Origin of the sequence: Pseudomonas sp. PD9R, from assembly GCF_019200975.1 — a bacterium.
In the GTDB taxonomy this organism is placed as follows: Bacteria; Pseudomonadota; Gammaproteobacteria; order Pseudomonadales; family Pseudomonadaceae; genus Aquipseudomonas.
In genome coordinates, this window is the sequence record NZ_JAHTMR010000013.1 from 170,717 (window position 1) to 189,578 (window position 18,862).

The 18,862-nt window shown below is 58.4% G+C and carries 16 protein-coding genes; 11 read left to right on the plus strand and 5 right to left on the minus strand.

The window, feature by feature from the left end; translation table 11 throughout:
* Positions 1-39 precede the first annotated feature (39 nt).
* From KUF73_RS23230 to yccS, 9 genes are all read left to right on the plus strand, one after another.
* Positions 40-1,047: a hypothetical protein gene (locus KUF73_RS23230; protein ID WP_218440346.1), complete on the plus strand. Its 1,008-nt coding sequence runs from the start codon at positions 40-42 to the stop codon at positions 1,045-1,047.
* Positions 1,047-1,772, plus strand: a complete 726-nt coding sequence (locus KUF73_RS23235; RefSeq protein ID WP_218440347.1) for an AzlC family ABC transporter permease — start codon at positions 1,047-1,049, stop codon at positions 1,770-1,772. Before KUF73_RS23230 ends, KUF73_RS23235 begins: the two co-directional genes overlap by 1 nt.
* Positions 1,769-2,113 carry an AzlD domain-containing protein gene (locus KUF73_RS23240; protein WP_218440348.1) on the plus strand — a complete coding sequence of 115 codons (345 nt, stop codon included), beginning with the start codon at positions 1,769-1,771 and terminating at the stop codon, positions 2,111-2,113. Before KUF73_RS23235 ends, KUF73_RS23240 begins: the two co-directional genes overlap by 4 nt.
* Positions 2,114-2,345: 232 nt before the next feature.
* A complete protein-coding gene (locus KUF73_RS23245; protein ID WP_218440349.1) occupies positions 2,346-3,788 on the plus strand; it encodes a TldD/PmbA family protein in 1,443 nt (480 codons plus the stop codon).
* Positions 3,788-5,125: a TldD/PmbA family protein gene (locus tag KUF73_RS23250; RefSeq protein WP_218440350.1), complete on the plus strand. Its 1,338-nt coding sequence runs from the start codon at positions 3,788-3,790 to the stop codon at positions 5,123-5,125. The genes KUF73_RS23245 and KUF73_RS23250 overlap by 1 nt, the downstream gene beginning before the upstream one ends.
* A 123-nt stretch (positions 5,126-5,248) precedes the next feature.
* A complete protein-coding gene (gene mdtD / locus KUF73_RS23255) occupies positions 5,249-6,676 on the plus strand; it encodes a multidrug transporter subunit MdtD (protein WP_218440351.1) in 1,428 nt (475 codons plus the stop codon).
* A 105-nt stretch (positions 6,677-6,781) separates the two neighbouring features.
* Positions 6,782-8,119, plus strand: coding sequence for an ATP-dependent RNA helicase DbpA (gene dbpA / locus KUF73_RS23260; RefSeq protein WP_256345677.1), 1,338 nt, complete (start codon positions 6,782-6,784; stop codon positions 8,117-8,119).
* 165 nt (positions 8,120-8,284) lie between these two features.
* Positions 8,285-9,463, plus strand: coding sequence for an NAD(P)/FAD-dependent oxidoreductase (locus KUF73_RS23265; protein ID WP_218440353.1), 1,179 nt, complete (start codon positions 8,285-8,287; stop codon positions 9,461-9,463).
* A gap of 219 nt (positions 9,464-9,682) precedes the next feature.
* Positions 9,683-11,866 (plus strand): YccS family putative transporter, encoded by a 2,184-nt coding sequence (yccS, locus tag KUF73_RS23270; RefSeq protein ID WP_218440354.1) that lies wholly within the window; start codon positions 9,683-9,685, stop codon positions 11,864-11,866.
* Between the two features lie 125 nt (positions 11,867-11,991).
* Here yccS and KUF73_RS23275 read toward each other — a convergent pair whose 3' ends face one another.
* Positions 11,992-12,729 (minus strand): ABC transporter substrate-binding protein, encoded by a 738-nt coding sequence (locus tag KUF73_RS23275; protein WP_218440355.1) that lies wholly within the window; start codon positions 12,727-12,729, stop codon positions 11,992-11,994.
* A gap of 255 nt (positions 12,730-12,984) precedes the next feature.
* On the opposite strand from KUF73_RS23275, the gene KUF73_RS23280 reads away from it, so the two are divergent.
* A complete protein-coding gene (locus KUF73_RS23280; RefSeq protein ID WP_218440356.1) occupies positions 12,985-13,437 on the plus strand; it encodes a GNAT family N-acetyltransferase in 453 nt (150 codons plus the stop codon).
* 93 nt (positions 13,438-13,530) lie between these two features.
* Here the strand turns inward: KUF73_RS23280 and KUF73_RS23285 are convergent, their stop codons facing one another.
* The 3 genes from KUF73_RS23285 to KUF73_RS23295 all read right to left on the minus strand — a co-directional run bounded on the left by KUF73_RS23285 (position 13,531) and on the right by KUF73_RS23295 (position 16,573).
* On the minus strand, positions 13,531-13,821 hold the full coding sequence (locus tag KUF73_RS23285) for a helix-turn-helix domain-containing protein (protein ID WP_218440357.1): 291 nt from the start codon (positions 13,819-13,821) through the stop codon (positions 13,531-13,533).
* Positions 13,822-13,912: 91 nt separating this feature from the next.
* Entirely contained in the window at positions 13,913-14,404 is a 492-nt protein-coding gene (locus KUF73_RS23290) for a M48 family metallopeptidase (protein ID WP_218440358.1), read from the minus strand.
* A gap of 45 nt (positions 14,405-14,449) precedes the next feature.
* Entirely contained in the window at positions 14,450-16,573 is a 2,124-nt protein-coding gene (locus KUF73_RS23295) for a bifunctional diguanylate cyclase/phosphodiesterase (protein WP_218440359.1), read from the minus strand.
* A gap of 324 nt (positions 16,574-16,897) precedes the next feature.
* On the opposite strand from KUF73_RS23295, the gene KUF73_RS23300 reads away from it, so the two are divergent.
* A complete protein-coding gene (locus tag KUF73_RS23300; RefSeq protein WP_218440360.1) occupies positions 16,898-17,566 on the plus strand; it encodes a polysaccharide lyase family 7 protein in 669 nt (222 codons plus the stop codon).
* 103 nt (positions 17,567-17,669) lie between these two features.
* On the opposite strand, the gene fba is transcribed toward KUF73_RS23300, so the two are convergent.
* Positions 17,670-18,734, minus strand: coding sequence for a class II fructose-bisphosphate aldolase (gene fba / locus KUF73_RS23305; RefSeq protein WP_007981624.1), 1,065 nt, complete (start codon positions 18,732-18,734; stop codon positions 17,670-17,672).
* Positions 18,735-18,862 lie beyond the last annotated feature (128 nt).

Here is an 18,862-nt window from a genome sequence, read left to right on the forward strand (position 1 = left end):
ACTATCCGCGCCCGCCTCACAGCGACAGGAGAAATGTTAATGGAAATCAATAGTACGCCTGACATTGGCCGCACCAAGACACCCAGTCACTTCAGGGATCAAATATCCAAAGAAAAGACAATCACCCTTGACTTCAGTTATTTGACCGGCGCTATTGAATCCTGGTGGAAAAAAAACGGCCAACAAGACACGCACACCTTAAAAACACAATTAATCAACCTTCTCCTAACTTATCTGCACGCCGAAGACACTTTCTATTTCGATAAAGTAGGCCTGGCAGATGGGTGTGCAGCCGTCTGCATAAAAAATGTATTCAAACTTGATTCACCAAAACTCGCCTTGACTGTGCATGAAGCATTGGCCGACTTGTTTCATCTCACCGACATAAAATACGATTATGAAGAGCACAAAGCGTTGTACTTAAAACCCTCTGCAGAACAATATCGGGAATGGGGCAATGGCCATGGCGATATCACACCGCACTCCGATGATCTGTATGAAAGCTTGAATGTCGATTACCTGGCTCTGACCGTTTGCCGTGACATCACAAAGACTCCCACCGCCTATTACTTCGCCAGCGACCTGCTTTGCGATTTAAACGATGACGAAATAAGCGACTTACTGACAATGCAAGCAACGTTCATTTCCGGTAAAAACGTTAGCGGCTTGAAAGAGCGGGTTCGTCGTGTGGTTGAATTTTCCGAACTCTACGGTTTCCATTTTTCGCTGGATTTTCGCATTGACTCTGAGAACGGTGAGCGAATGCGCGCAAAAAATGGCGGTCAACACGTGCTGGACAAAATCCGAGCCGGTCTGCCAAACGCAAAACACCATGTTTCAACAACTGAAACCGGTACATTCCTGATCGTGGCCAACCACAAGATACTGCATGCCCGGTCGATGCTGAATATGGATGCCAATGAGGCTCGAGAACAAGCTCACAACTCGACATTCAACACAACGCCTCGATTATTGTTTCGAAGCAAAGGTCCCAGGAAGCACTACTTCCCGCTGGATGAAACAACCCTTCTGGCGGAGGCCCATTGATGGTGACTCCCGGTATGCTCACTCGATCCTCGGCTGCCAGCGTTTTTATTGAAGGAGCACGCGACGCAATCACCTTTGGTGTCGCGTTCATTTTTCTCTACTTATCCATAGGCATTTTAAGCGCAACGCAATCGTTATCATTAAGCCAGGCGCTAGCAACGACTCTGTTGATATTCTCCACGCCACTGCAGTTTCTGCTAATACAAAGCTATAACGATGGGTGGATATTGCTCCCTATCATCGTGGCACTTAACGCTCGCTTTGTACTGCTTTCCGCAACACTTGCCCCCCATATCAGAAACACTTCCACCCTAAAAACCATGGCTTCCTTGATCCTGATCACACCTTCAATATTCACGGGGTGCGTCACTCGATTCAAGCGCAAAGCCGACCATCCTTTTACTTACATGATTGGCCTGGGTCTTCCCATATTCGGCATATCGATCATCTGCACCTACATCGGCTTCGTCGCCGGTGCAGAACTCACCTCACCGGTCATCTATGCAGCGATGACACTGCTGTTGCCGCTACAATTCACCGCCTTGGCCGGCAAGCATTGGCCTCATTATTCGGAAGTATCGAGTTACTGGCTTGGTTTTGTCGGCGCGCCCGTATTGGTCTATCTATTCAAGGATTACAGCTTGCTCTGCACGCCTTTTATAATCGGCGGATTGATCGTGCTGATTGAAAATAACTACAAAAAACGGGAAGACGTAACTCCATGACGATCTGGCTTCTTATCGCATTTTCCGCCCTTACCGCCTTTGCATTTCGTGCCCTGCCTTTTGCCTTCAAAAACAGCACCGCACTCACCCAAACCCAAGGGTCCTTTTATCGCTTCATCAGCTACAGCGCACAAGCAATGTTAGGAGTTATCATTTACGACACGGCATTCAACAAGAAGGATGCGCTGACGCTGTTCCAGCAATTTGAACCGCTGGATGCACTGAAGTTGGTTTTACTGGTCGGCACCTTCATCGCAGTCGCTAAAACAAGGAAAATCCTGCCTGCTTTTTTTGCAAGCCTATTCATTTATGTCGCAGCTTTCGTCTATCTGAACGGCTGAAAGCAGGTCGATGCCTGACGGCGAGGTTGATCGCGAGCAAGCTGCAACGGCTGTTCGCGAACGCCATCATTAGCCAACTCGTCTCACGCTCTGCGCATTGCGTAATCCGTTCCTTCACTGCTGCGCCCTTGATCCTCCCCCCTGGCAGGCCTAATCTAGCGCCACGCAAACGTTTCACCCCCTCCCTTCGCAACACCGCAACACCGTCACTCCATACCAAGGAGGTTTCCGAATGTTCGATTTCCACCCTCAGCTCAAGCAGCGTTTTGCTGCCTTGCGCACGGGCGTTGAGTTCTTTTCCCTGCGTTATGTGCGCGAGTCCGGCCAGTATTTGTCGGTGCGCAAGAATGTCGCCGAACCGCCGAGCCTGAGCCGTGACGAAGGCGCGATGCTGACGGTTCGAGTCAACGGTGTCGAAGCCTACGCCGCGACCAATGACCTGTCGCAACAAGGCCTGCAAGCCGCGCTCGAGCGCGCCGAACAGCAAGCGCGCCGGCTCAAGCCCCATGCCCTGCTGGATCTGCGCGAGCAAGCGGTGTCGAGCGATCGCGCCGATTATTTCTCGCCGAACCTCGACCAGCCGTTCCCGTCCCTGAGCGATTGCTACCAACTACTGAGCGCCGAATCCGCGTCCGTGCCCAAGGACGAGCGTCTGGTGAACTGGCAGGTGAGCATCGGCATCACTCACGTCGAGCAGATTTACCTCAACAGCGCGGGCGCCGAACTGCGCCAGGCGCAACGCTTCGTCTACCCCGGCCTGGACGTCACCGCCTATGACGGCAGCGACAGCCAGACCCGCACCCTTGGCCGGGAAAACTTTGGCCAACAAGGCGGCTTTGATGTGATCAGCCGCTGCGGGCTGATCGGCGCGGGTGCGAAAATCGCCGATCAGGCGCTGCAATTGCTGCTGGCACCGAACACCCCGCAGGGGCCACGCGACCTGCTGCTGATGCCTGACCAGATGATGTTGCAGATCCACGAATCCATCGGCCACCCGCTGGAGCTGGACCGCATCCTTGGCGACGAGCGCAATTACGCCGGCACCAGTTTCGTCAAAGCCGAAGACTTCGGCCGCCTGCAATACGGCTCGAAACTGCTCAACGTGACCTTCGATCCGGACATCCCCGAACAACTCGCCAGCTACGGTCACGACGACGACGGCAGCGCCGCCAGCAAACAGTTCCTGATCCGCGAAGGCCTGTTGCTGCGCCCGTTGGGTGGTGCGCTGTCGCAATTCCGCGCCGGCTTGGATGGTGTCGCCAACAGCCGCGCCTGCGGTTGGAACCGTCCGCCGATCGACCGCATGGCCAACCTCAACATCGAGCCGGGCGATCAACCGCTGGAACAGCTGATCGGCAATATCGAGCACGGCATCTTGATGAGCACCAACCGTTCGTGGTCCATCGACGATGCGCGCAACAAGTTCCAGTTCGGTTGCGAGTGGGGCCAGTTGATCGAAAACGGCGAGCTCAAGGGCGTGGTGAAGAACCCGAATTACCGGGCGATTTCCGCGCAATTCTGGAAGAGCCTCAGCGCAGTCGGCGATGCCAACACCTTCAAGGTTCTCGGCACACCGAACTGCGGCAAGGGCGAGCCGAATCAGGTGATCCGCGTCGGCCATGCCTCACCGGCCTGCGTGTTCAGCAACGTGGATGTATTTGGGGGAGACGCCTGATGAGCACATCAAAAACTCAGGCCGAGTCGTTCAAGGCATTGGTCGACGGCTTGCGCGCGGCCCTGCGCGAACCGGAACAGTTCACCCTCAGCTACGCCGCCGAATCCTCGGCCTTCGTGCGTTTCAACCACGCCAAGGTGCGTCAGGCCGGTCAGGTGCAGCAGGCGAGCATCGACTTCAAGCTGATCAACGATGGCCGCCACGCTGACCTGCACATCACCCTGTCTGGTGATCCGCAAGTTGACTTGCAGCGCCTGGCCGAAGGCCTGCAACAGCTGCGAGAAACCTTGCCGCTGTTGCCGCAAGACCCGTATCTGCTGCTCAATTACAACGGCTGGAAAAGCCAGAACGTGCAGGAGCACCCGCTACCAGACACCGAGCAGGTGGTCGCGCAAATCACTCAAGCCGCCGAAGGCCTGGACCTGGTCGGTTTCTACGCCGCCGGCCCCATCAGCCGTGGTTTCGCCAGTTCTGCGGGCGCGTTTGGCTGGCATCAGGCCAACAGCTTCAACTTTGATTTCAGCCTGTTCCATGACAACGGCCAAGCGGTGAAAGCCAGTTACGCCGGGCACGACTGGAGCAATGAAGGTTTTGCCAAGCGCTTCCAGCAGGCCCGCGAACAACTGGCGTTTTTGGGGCGACCGCTGCGCACCCTGGCACCCGGTCATTACCGCGCCTACCTGGCGCCGGCGGCACTGGAAGAAATCATGGGCATGCTCTGCTGGGGCGGTTTTTCCGCACAGTCGATTGCCAGCAAAAGCAGCCCGTTGCAGAAGCTCTATGGTGGCGACCATACATTCAGCCCGCTGGTCTCGCTGGATGAAAAAGTCAGCGGCTCGTTGAGCCCGGCGTTCTCCGACGAAGGCTATCCGTGCAGCGATCTGGGATTGATCGTCGAAGGCAAGGCCGGCGCGCAATTGGTCAGTTCCCGTAGCGCCGCTGAATACGGCTTGACCGCCAACGGTGGCAGTGGCGGCGAATCGCCGAGCGCCTTGAACATGCAGGCAGGGGTGTTGCCAGAGGCTGAAATCCTCAAGCAACTGGGTACCGGTTTGTACATCAGCAACCTGTGGTACCTGAACTTCTCGGATCAGCCGGCGGCACGCCTGACCGGCATGACGCGGTTTGCGACGTTCTGGGTCGAGAACGGCGAGATTCAGGCACCGGTCAGCACCATGCGCTTCGATGACAGCGCGTTCAGCCTGCTTGGTTCGCAGCTGGAAGCATTGACCGAGGAACGCGAGATGTTGTTGTCGGCCAGCACCTATAGCCAGCGAGCGACGGCTTCGGCGTTGTTGCCGGGGGCGTTGGTCAGTCGCCTGACGTTGACCCTGTGACAGCATGAAAAGATCGCAGCCTTCTGCAGCTCCTACATGGATTGCGCTCTTCCTGTAGGAGCTGCCGCAGGCTGCGACCTTTTCAAGCCACACAAAAATCACTGACTCACCACAAGAGGTCCCATGCCCAACCGCCCGCCTCTCGACCCTGTCACCGCCCGCTGGGTACCGTGGGTCGTCGCCATTGCCTTTTTCATGCAGTCCCTCGACGGGACGATCCTCAACACCGCCCTGCCGGCCATGGCCGGGGACCTGGCGGAAGACCCGCTGCGCATGCAGGGCGTGATCATTGCCTACATGCTTACGGTCGCCTTGCTGATACCCGCCTCTGGCTGGATCGCCGACCGCTTCGGCACCAAGAAAATCTTCTTCGGCGCGATTCTGCTGTTCAGCATCGGCTCGTTGCTCTGCGCAATGTCGAGCAGCCTGAGTCTGCTGATCGGCGCACGGGTGGTCCAAGGCCTGGGCGGTGCGCTGATGCTGCCAGTCGGGCGGCTGGTGGTGCTGCGCGCGTACCCGCGATCGGAACTGGTGCGGATCATGGGCTTCATCACCATCCCCGGCCTGCTCGGGCCGTTGATCGGTCCGACCATGGGCGGCTGGATGGTGCAATACCTGACTTGGCACTGGATCTTCCTGATCAACCTGCCGGTCGGTGCAATCGGTTGTTATGCGGTGTGGAAATTCATCCCCGACCTGCGCGGCAGTGAGCGCACCCGCTTCGATAGCCTGGGCTTTTTGCTGTTCGGCGCGGCGATGATTCTGATCACCATCGCCATGGAAGGCCTCGGCGAACTGCACCTGCCGCACCTGCGGGTGATGCTGTTGCTGTTTGGCGGCATGGCCTGCCTTGCGGCCTATTGGCTGCGTGCCGGGCACATTGAAAATCCGTTGTTCTCGCCGTCGCTGTTCAAGACCCGGACCTTTGCCGTCGGCATCCTCGGTAACCTGTTCGCCCGACTGGGCAGCGGTGCCCTGCCGTTCCTCGTGCCGTTGCTGCTGCAAGTGGCGCTGGGGTATTCGCCGTCACAAGCCGGGATGAGCATGTTGCCGCTGGCCGCTGCGGCGATGATCGCCAAGTGGGTGGCGCGGCCGCTGATCGAACGCCTCGGCTATCGGATCGTACTGACCGGCAACACCCTGGCGCTAGGGCTGATGCTGGCGAGCATGGGCCTGGTCAGCGAGCAGACCCCGTACTGGTTGCTGCTGGGGATGCTGGCGATTCTTGGCGCGATCAACTCCTTGCAGTTCACCGCAATGAACACCGTGACCCTGATCGACCTCGACGATGCCAGTGCGAGCAGTGGCAACAGCCTGCTGTCGGTGGTCGCGCAATTGTCCTTGAGTCTCGGGGTGGCCTGCGCCGGCGCGCTGCTTGGCGGGTTCACCGCAGAGATCGGCAATGACGGTGTGGACACGGTCTTGGGGGCGTTCCAACTGACGTTTGTGACCGTGGGAATCATGGCGATGTTGGCCGCGACAATCTTTTCGCAACTCTCAAAGGAAGACGGACGGCGCGTCAAGCGTCCGGAAGAGCACATCGAACCTTAGGGCGAATGGCCATCGGGCTGGTACACTGCGCGACATTTTGTTTTGCAGGCCAGTCCCGTGACCACCATCGCCACCGCTTTTAATACTTTGCCGCTGTCCGCCGCCATGCTGGCTAACCTCGACTCCCTCGGTTATGCCCAGATGACGCCGATCCAGGCGCAAAGCTTGCCGGTGATCCTCAAGGGGATGGACTTGATCGCCCAGGCCAAGACCGGCAGCGGCAAGACTGCCGCCTTCGGTATCGGCCTGCTGAACCCGATCAATCCGCGCTACTTCGGTTGCCAGGCGCTGATCCTGTGCCCAACCCGTGAGCTGGCCGACCAGGTCGCCAAGGAAATCCGTCGTCTGGCCCGTGCCGAAGACAACATCAAGGTCCTGACCCTCTGCGGCGGCGTGTCCCTCGGGCCACAAATCGCTTCGCTGGAGCACGGCGCGCATATCATCGTCGGCACCCCGGGACGCATTCAGCAGCACCTGCGCAAGGGCTCGCTGGTCCTTCACGGCCTGAACACCCTGATCCTCGACGAAGCAGACCGCATGCTCGACATGGGTTTCTACGATTCCATCGAAGAAATCATCATGCAGGCCCCGGAACGTCGCCAGACCCTGCTGTTCTCCGCCACCTACCCGGTGGGCATCAAACAGCTGGCCTCGAAGTTCATGCGTAACCCGCAGCAAGTGAAGGCCGAAGCGTTCCACGACGACTCGCAGATCGAGCAGCGTTTCTACGAGATTTCCCCGGAAGAGCGCATGAGCGCGGTGACCAAGGTCCTCGGCCACTTCCGTCCGGCCTCCTGCGTTGCCTTCTGCTACACCAAGCAGCAGGTGCAGGAAACCGTCGATCACCTGACCGCCAAAGGTATTTCCGCCGTCGGCCTGCACGGCGATCTGGAACAACGTGATCGCGACCAGGTGCTGGCGATGTTCGCCAACCGCAGTACTTCGGTACTGGTTGCCACCGACGTCGCCGCCCGCGGTCTGGACATTGATTCGCTGGACATGGTGATCAACGTCGAACTGGCCCGTGACTCGGAAATCCACATTCACCGCGTCGGCCGTACCGGTCGTGCCGGAGAGAAAGGCATCGCCATCAGCCTGGTTGCCCCGTCCGAAGCGCAGCGCGCCCAGGCCATCGAGCAACTGCAACAATCGCCGCTGAACTGGGACCAGGTGGACAACCTCACCTCCCAGGGTGGCGGTCCGCTGCTGCCGCAGATGAGCACGCTGTGCATCGGCGCTGGTCGTAAAGACAAGGTGCGTCCGGGCGACATTCTCGGTGCCCTGACCGGCGACGCCGGTATTCCAGGCGCCCAGGTCGGCAAGATCGCGATCTTCGACTTCCAGGCTTTTGTGGCAGTGGAACGCGGCATCGCCAAGCAAGCCCTGCAGCGTTTGAACGACGGCAAAATCAAAGGCCGTTCGCTGCGCGTGCGTATCCTGTAAGAACAACGCACCTCCCCTGTAGGAGCTGCCGCAGGCTGCGATCTTTTGATCTTGATCTTAAAAGATCGCAGCCTCGTTTCACTCGACAGCTCCTACACAGCTCCTATACAGCTCCTATACAGCTCCTACACAGCTCCTACAGGCTTCCATTTTGAGGACACCGTTTTGCGCTCTACCGAAGTCGTGATCATTGGCGCTGGCGCCGCAGGGTTGATGTGTGCGCTGACCGCCGCCGGGCGCGGGCGCAAGGTGCTGTTGCTCGACCATGCCAACAAGGCCGGCAAGAAAATCCTGATGTCGGGCGGTGGCCGCTGTAATTTCACCAACATGTACACCGAGCCGGGCAATTTCCTCTCGCAGAACGCGCATTTCTGCAAATCCGCCCTGGCCCGCTACACCCAGTGGGACTTCATCGGCATGGTCGCCAAACATGGCGTGCCGTACCACGAGAAAAAACTCGGCCAGTTGTTCTGCGATAACAAATCCAGCGACATCCTCGAAATGCTCCTCAACGAATGCGATCAGGTTGGCGTCAGCCTGCACCTGGACACTTCGATCCAGACCATCGAGAAGCTCGAAAAGGGCTACCTGCTGGACACCACCCTCGGTCAGGTGACCTGCGAATCCTTGGTGATCGCCACCGGCGGTCTGTCGATCCCGACCCTCGGCGCCACCGGTTTCGGCTATCAGGTGGCCAAGCAGTTCGGTCACGACTTGCTGCCGACCCGCGCCGGGCTGGTGCCGTTCACCATCACCGATCAGCTCAAGGAACTCTGTACCGAGCTGTCCGGAACATCGGTGGATTGCCTGGTCAGCTGCAACGATCAGAGCTTCCGCGAGAACATCCTGTTCACCCACCGCGGCCTCAGCGGCCCGGCGATTCTGCAGATTTCCTCGTTCTGGGAATCCGGCGACACGGTTGAGATCAACCTGATGCCAGACCACGACGTGCCGACCTGGCTGCAAGAACAACAAGCCGAACGCCCCAACAGCGAGCTGAAAACCCTGCTCGGTGAAATCTTCACCAAGAAGATGGCCAACCTGTTGGCGGACAACTGGTTTGTTTCCAAACCGATGAAGCAGTACACCCATGCGGAAATTGCCGACATCGCCGAAAAACTGGCGAGCTGGAAAGTCGTGCCAGCCGGCACCGAAGGCTATCGCACTGCCGAAGTAACCCTGGGTGGCGTCGATACCAACGAGGTTTCTTCCAAGACCATGGAATCGCTGAAAAGCCCCGGCCTGTACTTTATCGGGGAAGTGCTCGACGTCACCGGGCACCTGGGTGGTTTCAACTTCCAGTGGGCGTGGGCATCGGGTTACGCAGCGGCGCAGTACGCCTGACTAAATCCCCCCTGTAGGAGCTGCCGCAGGCTGCGATCTTTTGATTTTTATTTTTTAAGATCAAAAGATCGCAGCCTCGTTTCACTCGACAGCTCCTACAAGGGACGACGTTTCGCCATGGAAGGAACAGATTTTGCTGTCAGATGTGATCGCCGCCATTGCGTCGGCGTCATTACTGGCTCAATTTAGCGTCATTGCCTCGGAAGGCCCTCGCACTTCATGTCCTCGACTTCGTTTCGTCAGTCTTTGCGGCGCCTTTGGGCACTGGATAAGTTCAGCTACAGCGTGCGGGTATTCATCGCCCTGACCGGCACCATGGCGTTGTGTTGGTATCAGGATGAAATGGGGCTGCTGATCCCGTTGTTCCTGGGGATTATTGCCAGCGCCCTGGCCGAGACCGACGACGGCTGGCAAGGTCGCCTCAACGCATTGGCCGTGACCCTGGTGTGTTTCGCCGTTGCCGCCCTGTCCGTCGAATTGCTCTTCCCCTACCCCATCCTCTTTATCTTCGCCTTCGCCCTGGCCGCCTTTTGCCTGACCATGCTCGGCGCCTTGGGCGAGCGCTACGGCGCGATTGCCTCGGCAACCTTGATTCTGTCGGTCTACACCATGATCGGCGTGGACCAGCGCGGCGGTGCCGTCACGGATTTCTGGCATGAGCCGGTGCTATTGGTGGCTGGTGCGGCCTGGTACGGTTTGCTGTCGGTGTTGTGGCAGGCGCTGTTTTCCAATCAGCCGGTGCAGCAAAGCCTGGCGCGCTTGTTCCGTGAACTGGGTTTTTACCTGAAGTTGAAGGCGTCGCTGTTCGAGCCGATTCGGCAGATGGACGTGGAGGCGCGCCGCCTGGAGCTGGCCCAGCAGAACGGTCGCGTGGTAGCAGCATTGAATGCCGCCAAAGAGATCATCCTGCATCGGGTCGGCAACGGTCGTCCGGGCTCGAAAGTCAGCCGCTACCTGAAGCTGTACTTCCTCGCCCAGGACATCCACGAACGCGCCAGTTCCTCTCACTATCCTTACAACGCCCTGGCCGAAGCCTTCTTCCACAGCGACGTGTTGTTCCGCTGTCAGCGCCTGCTGCGTCAGCAAGGCAAGGCGTGCCGGGCGCTGGCGGAATCAATCCAGATGCGCCAACCCTTCATCTATGACGCGAGTTTCGCCGAGGCGCTAGGTGATCTTCACGCCTCCCTCGAACACTTGCGCATCCAGAGCAATCCGGCCTGGCGTGGCTTGCTGCGTTCATTACGCGCCTTGGCGGCCAACCTGGCGACGCTCGACCGTTTGCTCAGCGATGCCAGCAACCCCGACGCTCTCGCCGACGCCACCGACAGCAGCCTGCTCGACCGTTCGCCACGCAACCTCAAGGATGTCTGGATACGCTTGCGCACGCAGCTCACGCCGACTTCGCTGCTGTTCCGCCATGCCCTGCGTTTGCCCCTGGCCTTGAGCATCGGCTACGCGATGGTGCATTTGATCCACCCGTCCCAAGGCTACTGGATCATCCTTACGACGCTCTTTGTCTGTCAGCCGAACTACGGCGCGACCCGGCGCAAACTCGGCCAACGGATCATCGGCACCGCCATCGGCCTGACCTTGGCCTGGGCGCTGTTCGACCTGTTCCCGAACCCGCTGATCCAGTCGTGCTTCGCGATTGCCGCCGGCATGGTGTTCTTCACCAACCGCACCACGCGCTACACCGTGGCCACAGCAGCCATTACCTTGATGGTGCTGTTCTGCTTCAACCAGGTGGGTGACGGTTACGGGCTGTTTTTGCCACGCCTGCTCGACACCCTGCTTGGCGGCCTGATTGCCGGACTGGCGGTCTTCCTGTTCCTGCCGGACTGGCAAGGTCGGAGCCTGAACAAAGTGTTGGCCAACACCCTGACCTGCAACAGCATTTACCTGCGCCAAATCATGCAGCAATACGCCGCTGGCAAAAGCGACGACCTGGCCTATCGCCTGGCTCGTCGCAATGCGCACAACGCCGATGCAGCGCTGTCGACCACGCTGGCGAATATGCTGATGGAGCCGGGGCATTTCCGTAAGGAAGCGGATGTCGGTTTCCGCTTCCTCGTACTGTCGCACACGCTGCTCAGCTATCTGTCAGGGCTGGGCGCGCACCGGGAAACCCAGCTACCGCCAGATGTACGCGAGCATTTGATCGAAGGCGCCGGCGTGAGTCTGGCCGCGAGCATTGATGAAATCGCCCGGGGGCTGGCGAGCAAATCGGCGATTGCCATTCAGAGCGATGAGGAAGAAGCACTGGCCAATGAGCTGGAGCAGATGCCAGATGAAATCGATGAAGGCCAACGGCTGGTGCAGACGCAATTGGCGTTGATCTGCCGGCAATTGGGGCCGTTACGGACTTTGGCGGCGCATTTGATCAAGGATACGGGTGAGGATTGAGTTTCGCGGTGGCTGTGCGGGCCCTTCGCGGGCAAGCCTCGCTCCTACAGGGTCACGCTGAACCCGTAGAAGCGAGGCTTGCCCGCGAAGAGGCCATCAGCCACAACTGAAGCCTCGGATCTGACTTACATCCCATGCTGTTTGAGCAATCTCTGATAACTCCCATCCACCTTCATCGCCGCAATCTCCCGGTCGAAACCGGCAACGATCCGTTCATGCTCCGGGTTCTTCAGGCTGACCAGAATGTGCAGGCTGTTCTCGCTCAGCGGCTTGGGCAGGAACTCCACGGCATTGCGCACCTTGGCCGACTCCCGCGCCAGGTAATAACGGGCCACGTATTCATCTTCCAGGGTCAATTTGACCCTGTCGGCGGCAACCATGCGCACGGCCATGGCAAAGCTGTGCACTGGAATTTTCTGTAGCGACTCGTCTTCATCGAATGCTGGCGAATACGCGTAGCCGCGCACTACCGCGATTGGATAAGTGTGCAGTTGCTGCAGATTATTGAATTCGATAGGCGTGTCCTTGCGCCTGATAAAGCGCACACGATTGAGCAGGTACTCACCGGAAAACTGGCCAAGTTTTGTGCGGTCCTCGGTGTACCAGGCATTGACCAACACGTCGTATCGACCCTCGCCCACCCCCAGCAACGCCCGCGCCCAGGGCACCTGTTCGAAATCACTGGCATAGCCGGCCCGTGCCAGTGCGGTGCTGACAATGTCGGTGGCCAACCCACCATTGACCAGCGTGGCGTCGGTAAACGGTGGCCAGGCATCCGCCACCAGCCGCAGCTTTTCCGCTGCCGCACTTTGAGTCAGCAACAGCAATCCAATCAAAGCAAAGGCTCGATGCAATCGCGGCATGCTAGAAAATCCTTAGCGGGCGGGCTGCCCGACGTGTTTTCAGCCAAAACTCCAAGCCCCGTACCGGCACGCCCAAGCAGTAAACGTTAGCTCATTGAAGCCACTGCACATCGCTTGACCCCAGATTACACAAAGAAGTCAGCGTCGCGAGAAATGAATGATGGCATTTTGGTCTTTGTCACAGATTTCTCCGCCATAAAGACATCCTTCGCCGGGACGCTTAGTATCGGGGGGACGTTTTCAGGGAATCAAAACATGACAATCGATTGGGTCTGCAAACACCACAGTGATCTGGGAAAGGAGCAGCTGTACGCCATCTTGCGACTGCGCGACGAGGTATTCGTTGTCGAGCAGAAATGCGCGTATCAGGACATCGACGGCCAGGATCTGGAAGGTGACACCTGCCATTTGATGGGTTGGAACGGTGACCGGTTGGTGGCGTATTTGCGCTTGCTGGACCCGCAATCCCAGGGCGGCGACGTGGTGATTGGCCGGGTCGTGACCGCACTTGAAGGCCGCGGCAAGGGGCTGGGCCACGAAATGATGGAACAGGCGCTGAAACAGGCTGAAAAATACTGGCCTGAGATCCCGATCTATCTCTCGGCCCAGTCGCATTTGCAGGGGTACTACGGGCGGTACGGGTTTGTGGTGGCGGGTGAGGAATACGTCGAGGACGGTATTCCACATATTGGTATGCGCCGACTTTGAGTGCCCCTTCGCGGGCAAGCCTCGCTCCTACAGGGAGTGCGATTGTAGGAGCGAGGCTTGCCCGCGAAGGCGTCAGCACAGGCACTAGAAATCTCAGGGATACTCAAGCACCGCTTTAATCTGCCGCAAATTACGCTCGATCCACCCGCGATCAATCGCCCCCCACTCGCGAATCCGATAGCGCCCGGCATGGTTGCGTGCGCCATCTTCCTGCTCGAACTCGCAAACGATATCCAGGTCCGCCAGCGCCGCGATGGTGTCCTGGGCCGTGCGCCGGGGCATGCCGGTGACTTCGGTCAATGCGGGTACGCTGCTGGCCAGTCCGCTGTCGATCAGGTACGCCACGTACAAGCGACGGTAGAAGCTGCTCTTGGTCTTGCTCACGTTTGTTCCTTGTTATTAGAAGATCAAAAGATCGCAGCCTTCGGCAACTCCTACAGGAATCAATGAGGGAGCTGCCGAAGGCTGAGATCTTTTAGTGCATATCACGCCACGTCAGGTACACCCGCACATCGAACTCCACCTGGTGATAGCCCGGCAACATGTGCTCGCACAGCTTGTAAAACGCCTTGTTGTGATCGGACTCTTTGAAGTGCGCCAGCTCGTGCACCACGATCATTTTCAGGAACTCGGCGGGCGCTTCCTTGAACAGTGAGGCGATGCGAATTTCTTTCTTGGCCTTGAGCTTGCCACCCTGCACCCGAGAGATCGTGGTGTGCAGGCCGAGGGCGCGGTGGGTCAGGTCCAGTCGGTTGTCGAACAACACTTTGTCGATGGCCGGGGCGTTACGCAGGTATTCCTGTTTGAGGTCCAGCGCAAAGGTGTACAGCGCCTTGTCGCTCTGTACCCCGTGCTTTTCCGGGTAACGCTTGGTCAAGTATTCGCCAAGCCGACCGTCGGCGATCAGCTGGCGCACCTGATCCTGCAATGAAGCGGGATAGGCCTGAAGGTATTTCAACGCGGTCATCGCAGCAGCAACACAAATCACGAAAAGGTCGCCAGTGTAGCGAATTCAGCGGGTCAGCGCGCTCCAGTCAAACGGCTGCACAAAGTGGCCGGTGTCTTCGGCCATCATCGGCCGCGCCACCAGAAAACCCTGCACGTATTCACAACCATTGGCTTGCAGCCACTGGTATTGCGCAACGGTTTCCACCCCCTCGGCAATCACCAGCATCCCGTACTGTTTGCAGAGCTCGATGACATTGCGCACCAGCGCCGCATCCCGTGAAGACTCCGGCAGCCGGGCGATCAGATGACGGTCGATCTTGAGCGTGTCGAGTTCCAGATCGCGCAGATGGGACAGTGAGCACGGGCCGGAACCGAAATCATCCAGCGCGATCCTGACCCCAAGATTGCGCAGCAATCGTAGTTGTTTGCGGGTCTCTTCGGGGTTGTGCATCAGGGCCGCTTCCGTGACCTCGACTTCCAGGTGACGCGGCTGTAAGCCATGCCGTTCCAGCACTTGGCGCAATTCGGTGACCAGATTGGGCATGGAGAATTGCGTGCCGCTCAAACTGACGCTCAGCACCAGATCGTCGGCAAAGACGGTTTCCCACGCCTTGCGTTGCCCGGCGCTGCGTTGGTATATCCAGCTGCCCAGACGACTGATCAGCCGCGCCTCCTCCAGCAACGGCAAAAACAGCCCCGGTGGAACGTCGCCGACGCTCGGGTGCTGCCAGCGCAACAGTGCCTCGAACCCACGAATCTGCCCGTCGGCGATGGCCACCTGTGGCTGGTACACCAAATTGAAGTCACGGTTCTCGATGGCGGTGCGCACACTTTCTTCGAGCATCAGCCGTGAACGGGCGCGACCGTTCATTTCGTGATCGTAGAAGCGATACTGCTGACGACCGGCGCGTTTGGCTTCGTACATGGCGATGTCTGAAGCCCGCAGCAAACCGTCGAGATTGGCGCCGCAATCGGGGAACGAGGCAATGCCAATGCTGGCACCCAAGGCGATATCCAGGCCGTCGATTTGCTGACAGATCGAAACGCGTTCGATAAGTTTCTCGGCAATCTTGGCCGCTTGCTCGGGGAATTCCAGATCCAGCAACGCGGTGAATTCGTCGCCGCCCATGCGCGCCAGAATGTCGAACGGTCGCAAGCAGGCTTTCAATTGCTCGGACACCCAGCGCAGCACCCGATCGCCCGCGTCGTGGCCAAGGGAATCGTTGACCCGTTTGAAGCCATCGAGGTCCAGGTACAACAACACCCAGGCACTGTCGGAGCGTTCGCCACGCAATAACAGGTTTTCCACGGTCTGGTAAAAACCACGGCGATTGAGCAATCCGGTCAGTGGGTCGGTAACGGCTTGAAATTCGAGTTGCTGATGCAGATGGCGCACCACTGACATGTCCAGCACCGTCACCACCATCGCCCGTTGTTCTGCGGGCAACGGCGCGCAGGACAGCGCCACCGGCACCTGCTGGCCGGGCGCGGTGCGCAGCAGTGCGTCGTGCAGGCGTAACGTCTCGCCGCGTTTATAGCCGGCCAACCAATCCGAGTCGGCCCACACCGGGATATGAGGCTTTTGCAGGAACCCGGTTAACTCCTTGCCTTGCAGTTCTTGCACCGTGGCGTTGAGCAAGCGCGAGATTGCCGGGTTGGCAAACTGGATCAGACCGTCCTCACCGACCACCAGGATACCTTCGGCGGCATTTTCCAGCACCGAGGCATTGAAGGCGCGAGCGACCTCCAGATCATGGCTGAGGCGTTGCAATGCCCGGCGATTACGCTGATGTTCAAGCAATGCCTGGACCTTGGGCTTGAGAATTTGCGGATCGAAGGGCTTGAACAGGTAATCCACCGCGCCATTGGCATAGCCTTTGATTACGGCGTCCTGGGACTGCTCATTGGCGGTGAGGAAAATGATCGGCGTCAGGCGGGTTCGCTGGCTGCCGCGCATCAGTCGCGCGACTTCAAACCCGTCCATGCCCGGCATCTGCACATCCAGCAGCACCAGGTCGACATCGTGTTCGAGCAATAAGCCAAGGGCTTCGAAACCCGAGGCCGCAGTGATGACCTGCCAGTCCTGGCGCTGCAACAACGCGCGCATGCTGATCAGGTTTTCAGGGTAATCGTCGACGATTAATAAGGTAGAGCTGCCTTCAATTGGCGTGAGGTGGGCGCATTCCATGCTGCTTCTCTATGTTCGGGACGTCAGACCGGCTTCTTGTGAAAGCCGGACAAATACTAAGCCTTCACTCTAGACCTGGATCCAGAAAAGCAGAAGCTGTCAGAGCGCCATCATTTAACTGAAGCGTCCATTTGCCGACTAACGGTCGGACCCACAGCCCGCTAAAACCGGGAAAGATGGCATTTCGACAGGATGTTGACGCCAGCCAACCGCCAGACGGGCGTTAACAAAAGACTCCTCTACGCTTATAAAGACCGCCCTCAAAGGCACGTGCTAGAGCTATTGGTACGTGCGTGCAGCAATAATTCGCGGAAGTTTTTGACTATGATTGACCTCGCAACCTGGAACCTCAGTGTTCCCGTCGGCAGCCCGCCGTACACCGTTGAAACCTCCAAACTGGTGAACGGCTTCAAGGATCAATACTTCCATTCCGACACCGGCACGCTGTTTTTCTGGTCTCCGGTGACCGGCTCAAAGACTGAAAACGCGATCTATCCGCGTACTGAATTGCGTGAAACCTACAGCAACGGCACGTTGCGCAACTGGTACTACCCGGACGCCGACAACTCGCTGCGTGCGACTCTTGCGGTCAATCAGGTGCCAAGCTCGGGCAAAATCGTGATCGGCCAGATCCATGCCTATGAGAGCCAGAAACCCTTGGTGAAAGTCGAGTACCAATACAAAACCAAAACCGCCACCGGCAATATCGTCGCGAAGGTACGCATGCACCCCGATGACGACGAAGGCCGGGTGATTACCATTGCCACCGGCGTGAAACTCGACCAGCAATTTTCCTACCTCATCCACCTCAGCCCCGGCGGCGCCCTGGGCATCAGCGCGGCGGGTTACCAGTGGGACAGCAAAATCAGCGCAACATGGCGCGACAAGCCGCTGTACTTCAAGGCTGGGGTGTATGTGCAGGACAACACTGGGTACACGAGTGAGGGCGGGAAGGTAACGTTCAGCAAGCTGGATATTGATCACGATAAATAAAAATCTTTCCCTGTAGGAGCTGCCGCAGGCTGCGATCTTTTGATCTTGGCCCACAAAAAACCCGCCTCTCGGCGGGTTTTTTGCGACTCAAACGTTGAAGGACTTAGTTGACCTTAGCGTTTAACTCACCCTTCAAATAACGCTGATACATGCCTTCCAGCGAGATCGCCTTGATCTTCGAAGCATTACCGGCAGTACCAAACGCCTCATAACGTGCGATGCACACGTCGCGCATGGCCGTTACAGTGGCGCCGAAGAATTTACGCGGGTCGAACTCGCTCGGGTTGGTGGCCATCAGGCGACGCATGGCGCCCGTGGATGCCAGACGCAGGTCGGTGTCGATGTTGACCTTGCGCACGCCGTGCTTGATACCTTCGACGATTTCTTCAACCGGAACGCCGTAGGTTTCTTTGATGTCGCCGCCGTACTGGTTGATGATCGCCAGCCACTCTTGCGGAACCGAAGACGAACCGTGCATCACCAGGTGAGTGTTCGGAATGCGCTTGTGGATTTCCTTGATGCGGTCGATCGCCAGCACGTCGCCAGTAGGTGGCTTGGTGAACTTGTACGCGCCGTGGCTGGTGCCGATGGCGATGGCCAGGGCATCGACCTGAGTGCGCTTGACGAAGTCAGCGGCTTCTTCCGGGTCGGTCAGCATTTGGCTGTGATCCAGAACGCCTTCGGCGCCGATGCCGTCCTCTTCACCGGCCATGCCGGTTTCCAGCGAACCCAGGCAGCCCAGCTCGCCCTCTACCGAAACGCCGCAGGCGTGAGCCATGGCCACGGTCTGTTGGGTAACGCGCACGTTGTAGTCGTAGTCGGTCGGGGTCTTGCCGTCTTCGCCCAGGGAACCGTCCATCATCACCGAGCTGAAGCCCAGTTGAATGGAGCGCTGGCAGACGTCAGGGCTGGTGCCGTGGTCCTGGTGCATGCACACCGGGATGTGCGGGAATTCTTCGATTGCCGCCAGGATCAGGTGACGCAGGAACGGCGCGCCGGCGTATTTGCGAGCACCGGCCGAGGCCTGGACGATCACCGGGGAGTCAGTCTTGTCAGCGGCTTCCATGATGGCGCGCATCTGCTCAAGGTTGTTGACGTTGAAGGCTGGAACGCCGTAGCCGAACTCGGCTGCGTGGTCCAGCATCTGGCGCATGCTGATAAGTGCCATTGTGTGTGTCTCTCCCGGTTTAGGGTCGTTAATCGTGCCAGCCTGCCGTAGCGGCGGCGGCTATTCAAGTTATTGCAGATCGGGGGTTGGTCCCGGACTGCGAATCGGGTGTCACATCAATTCTGAAA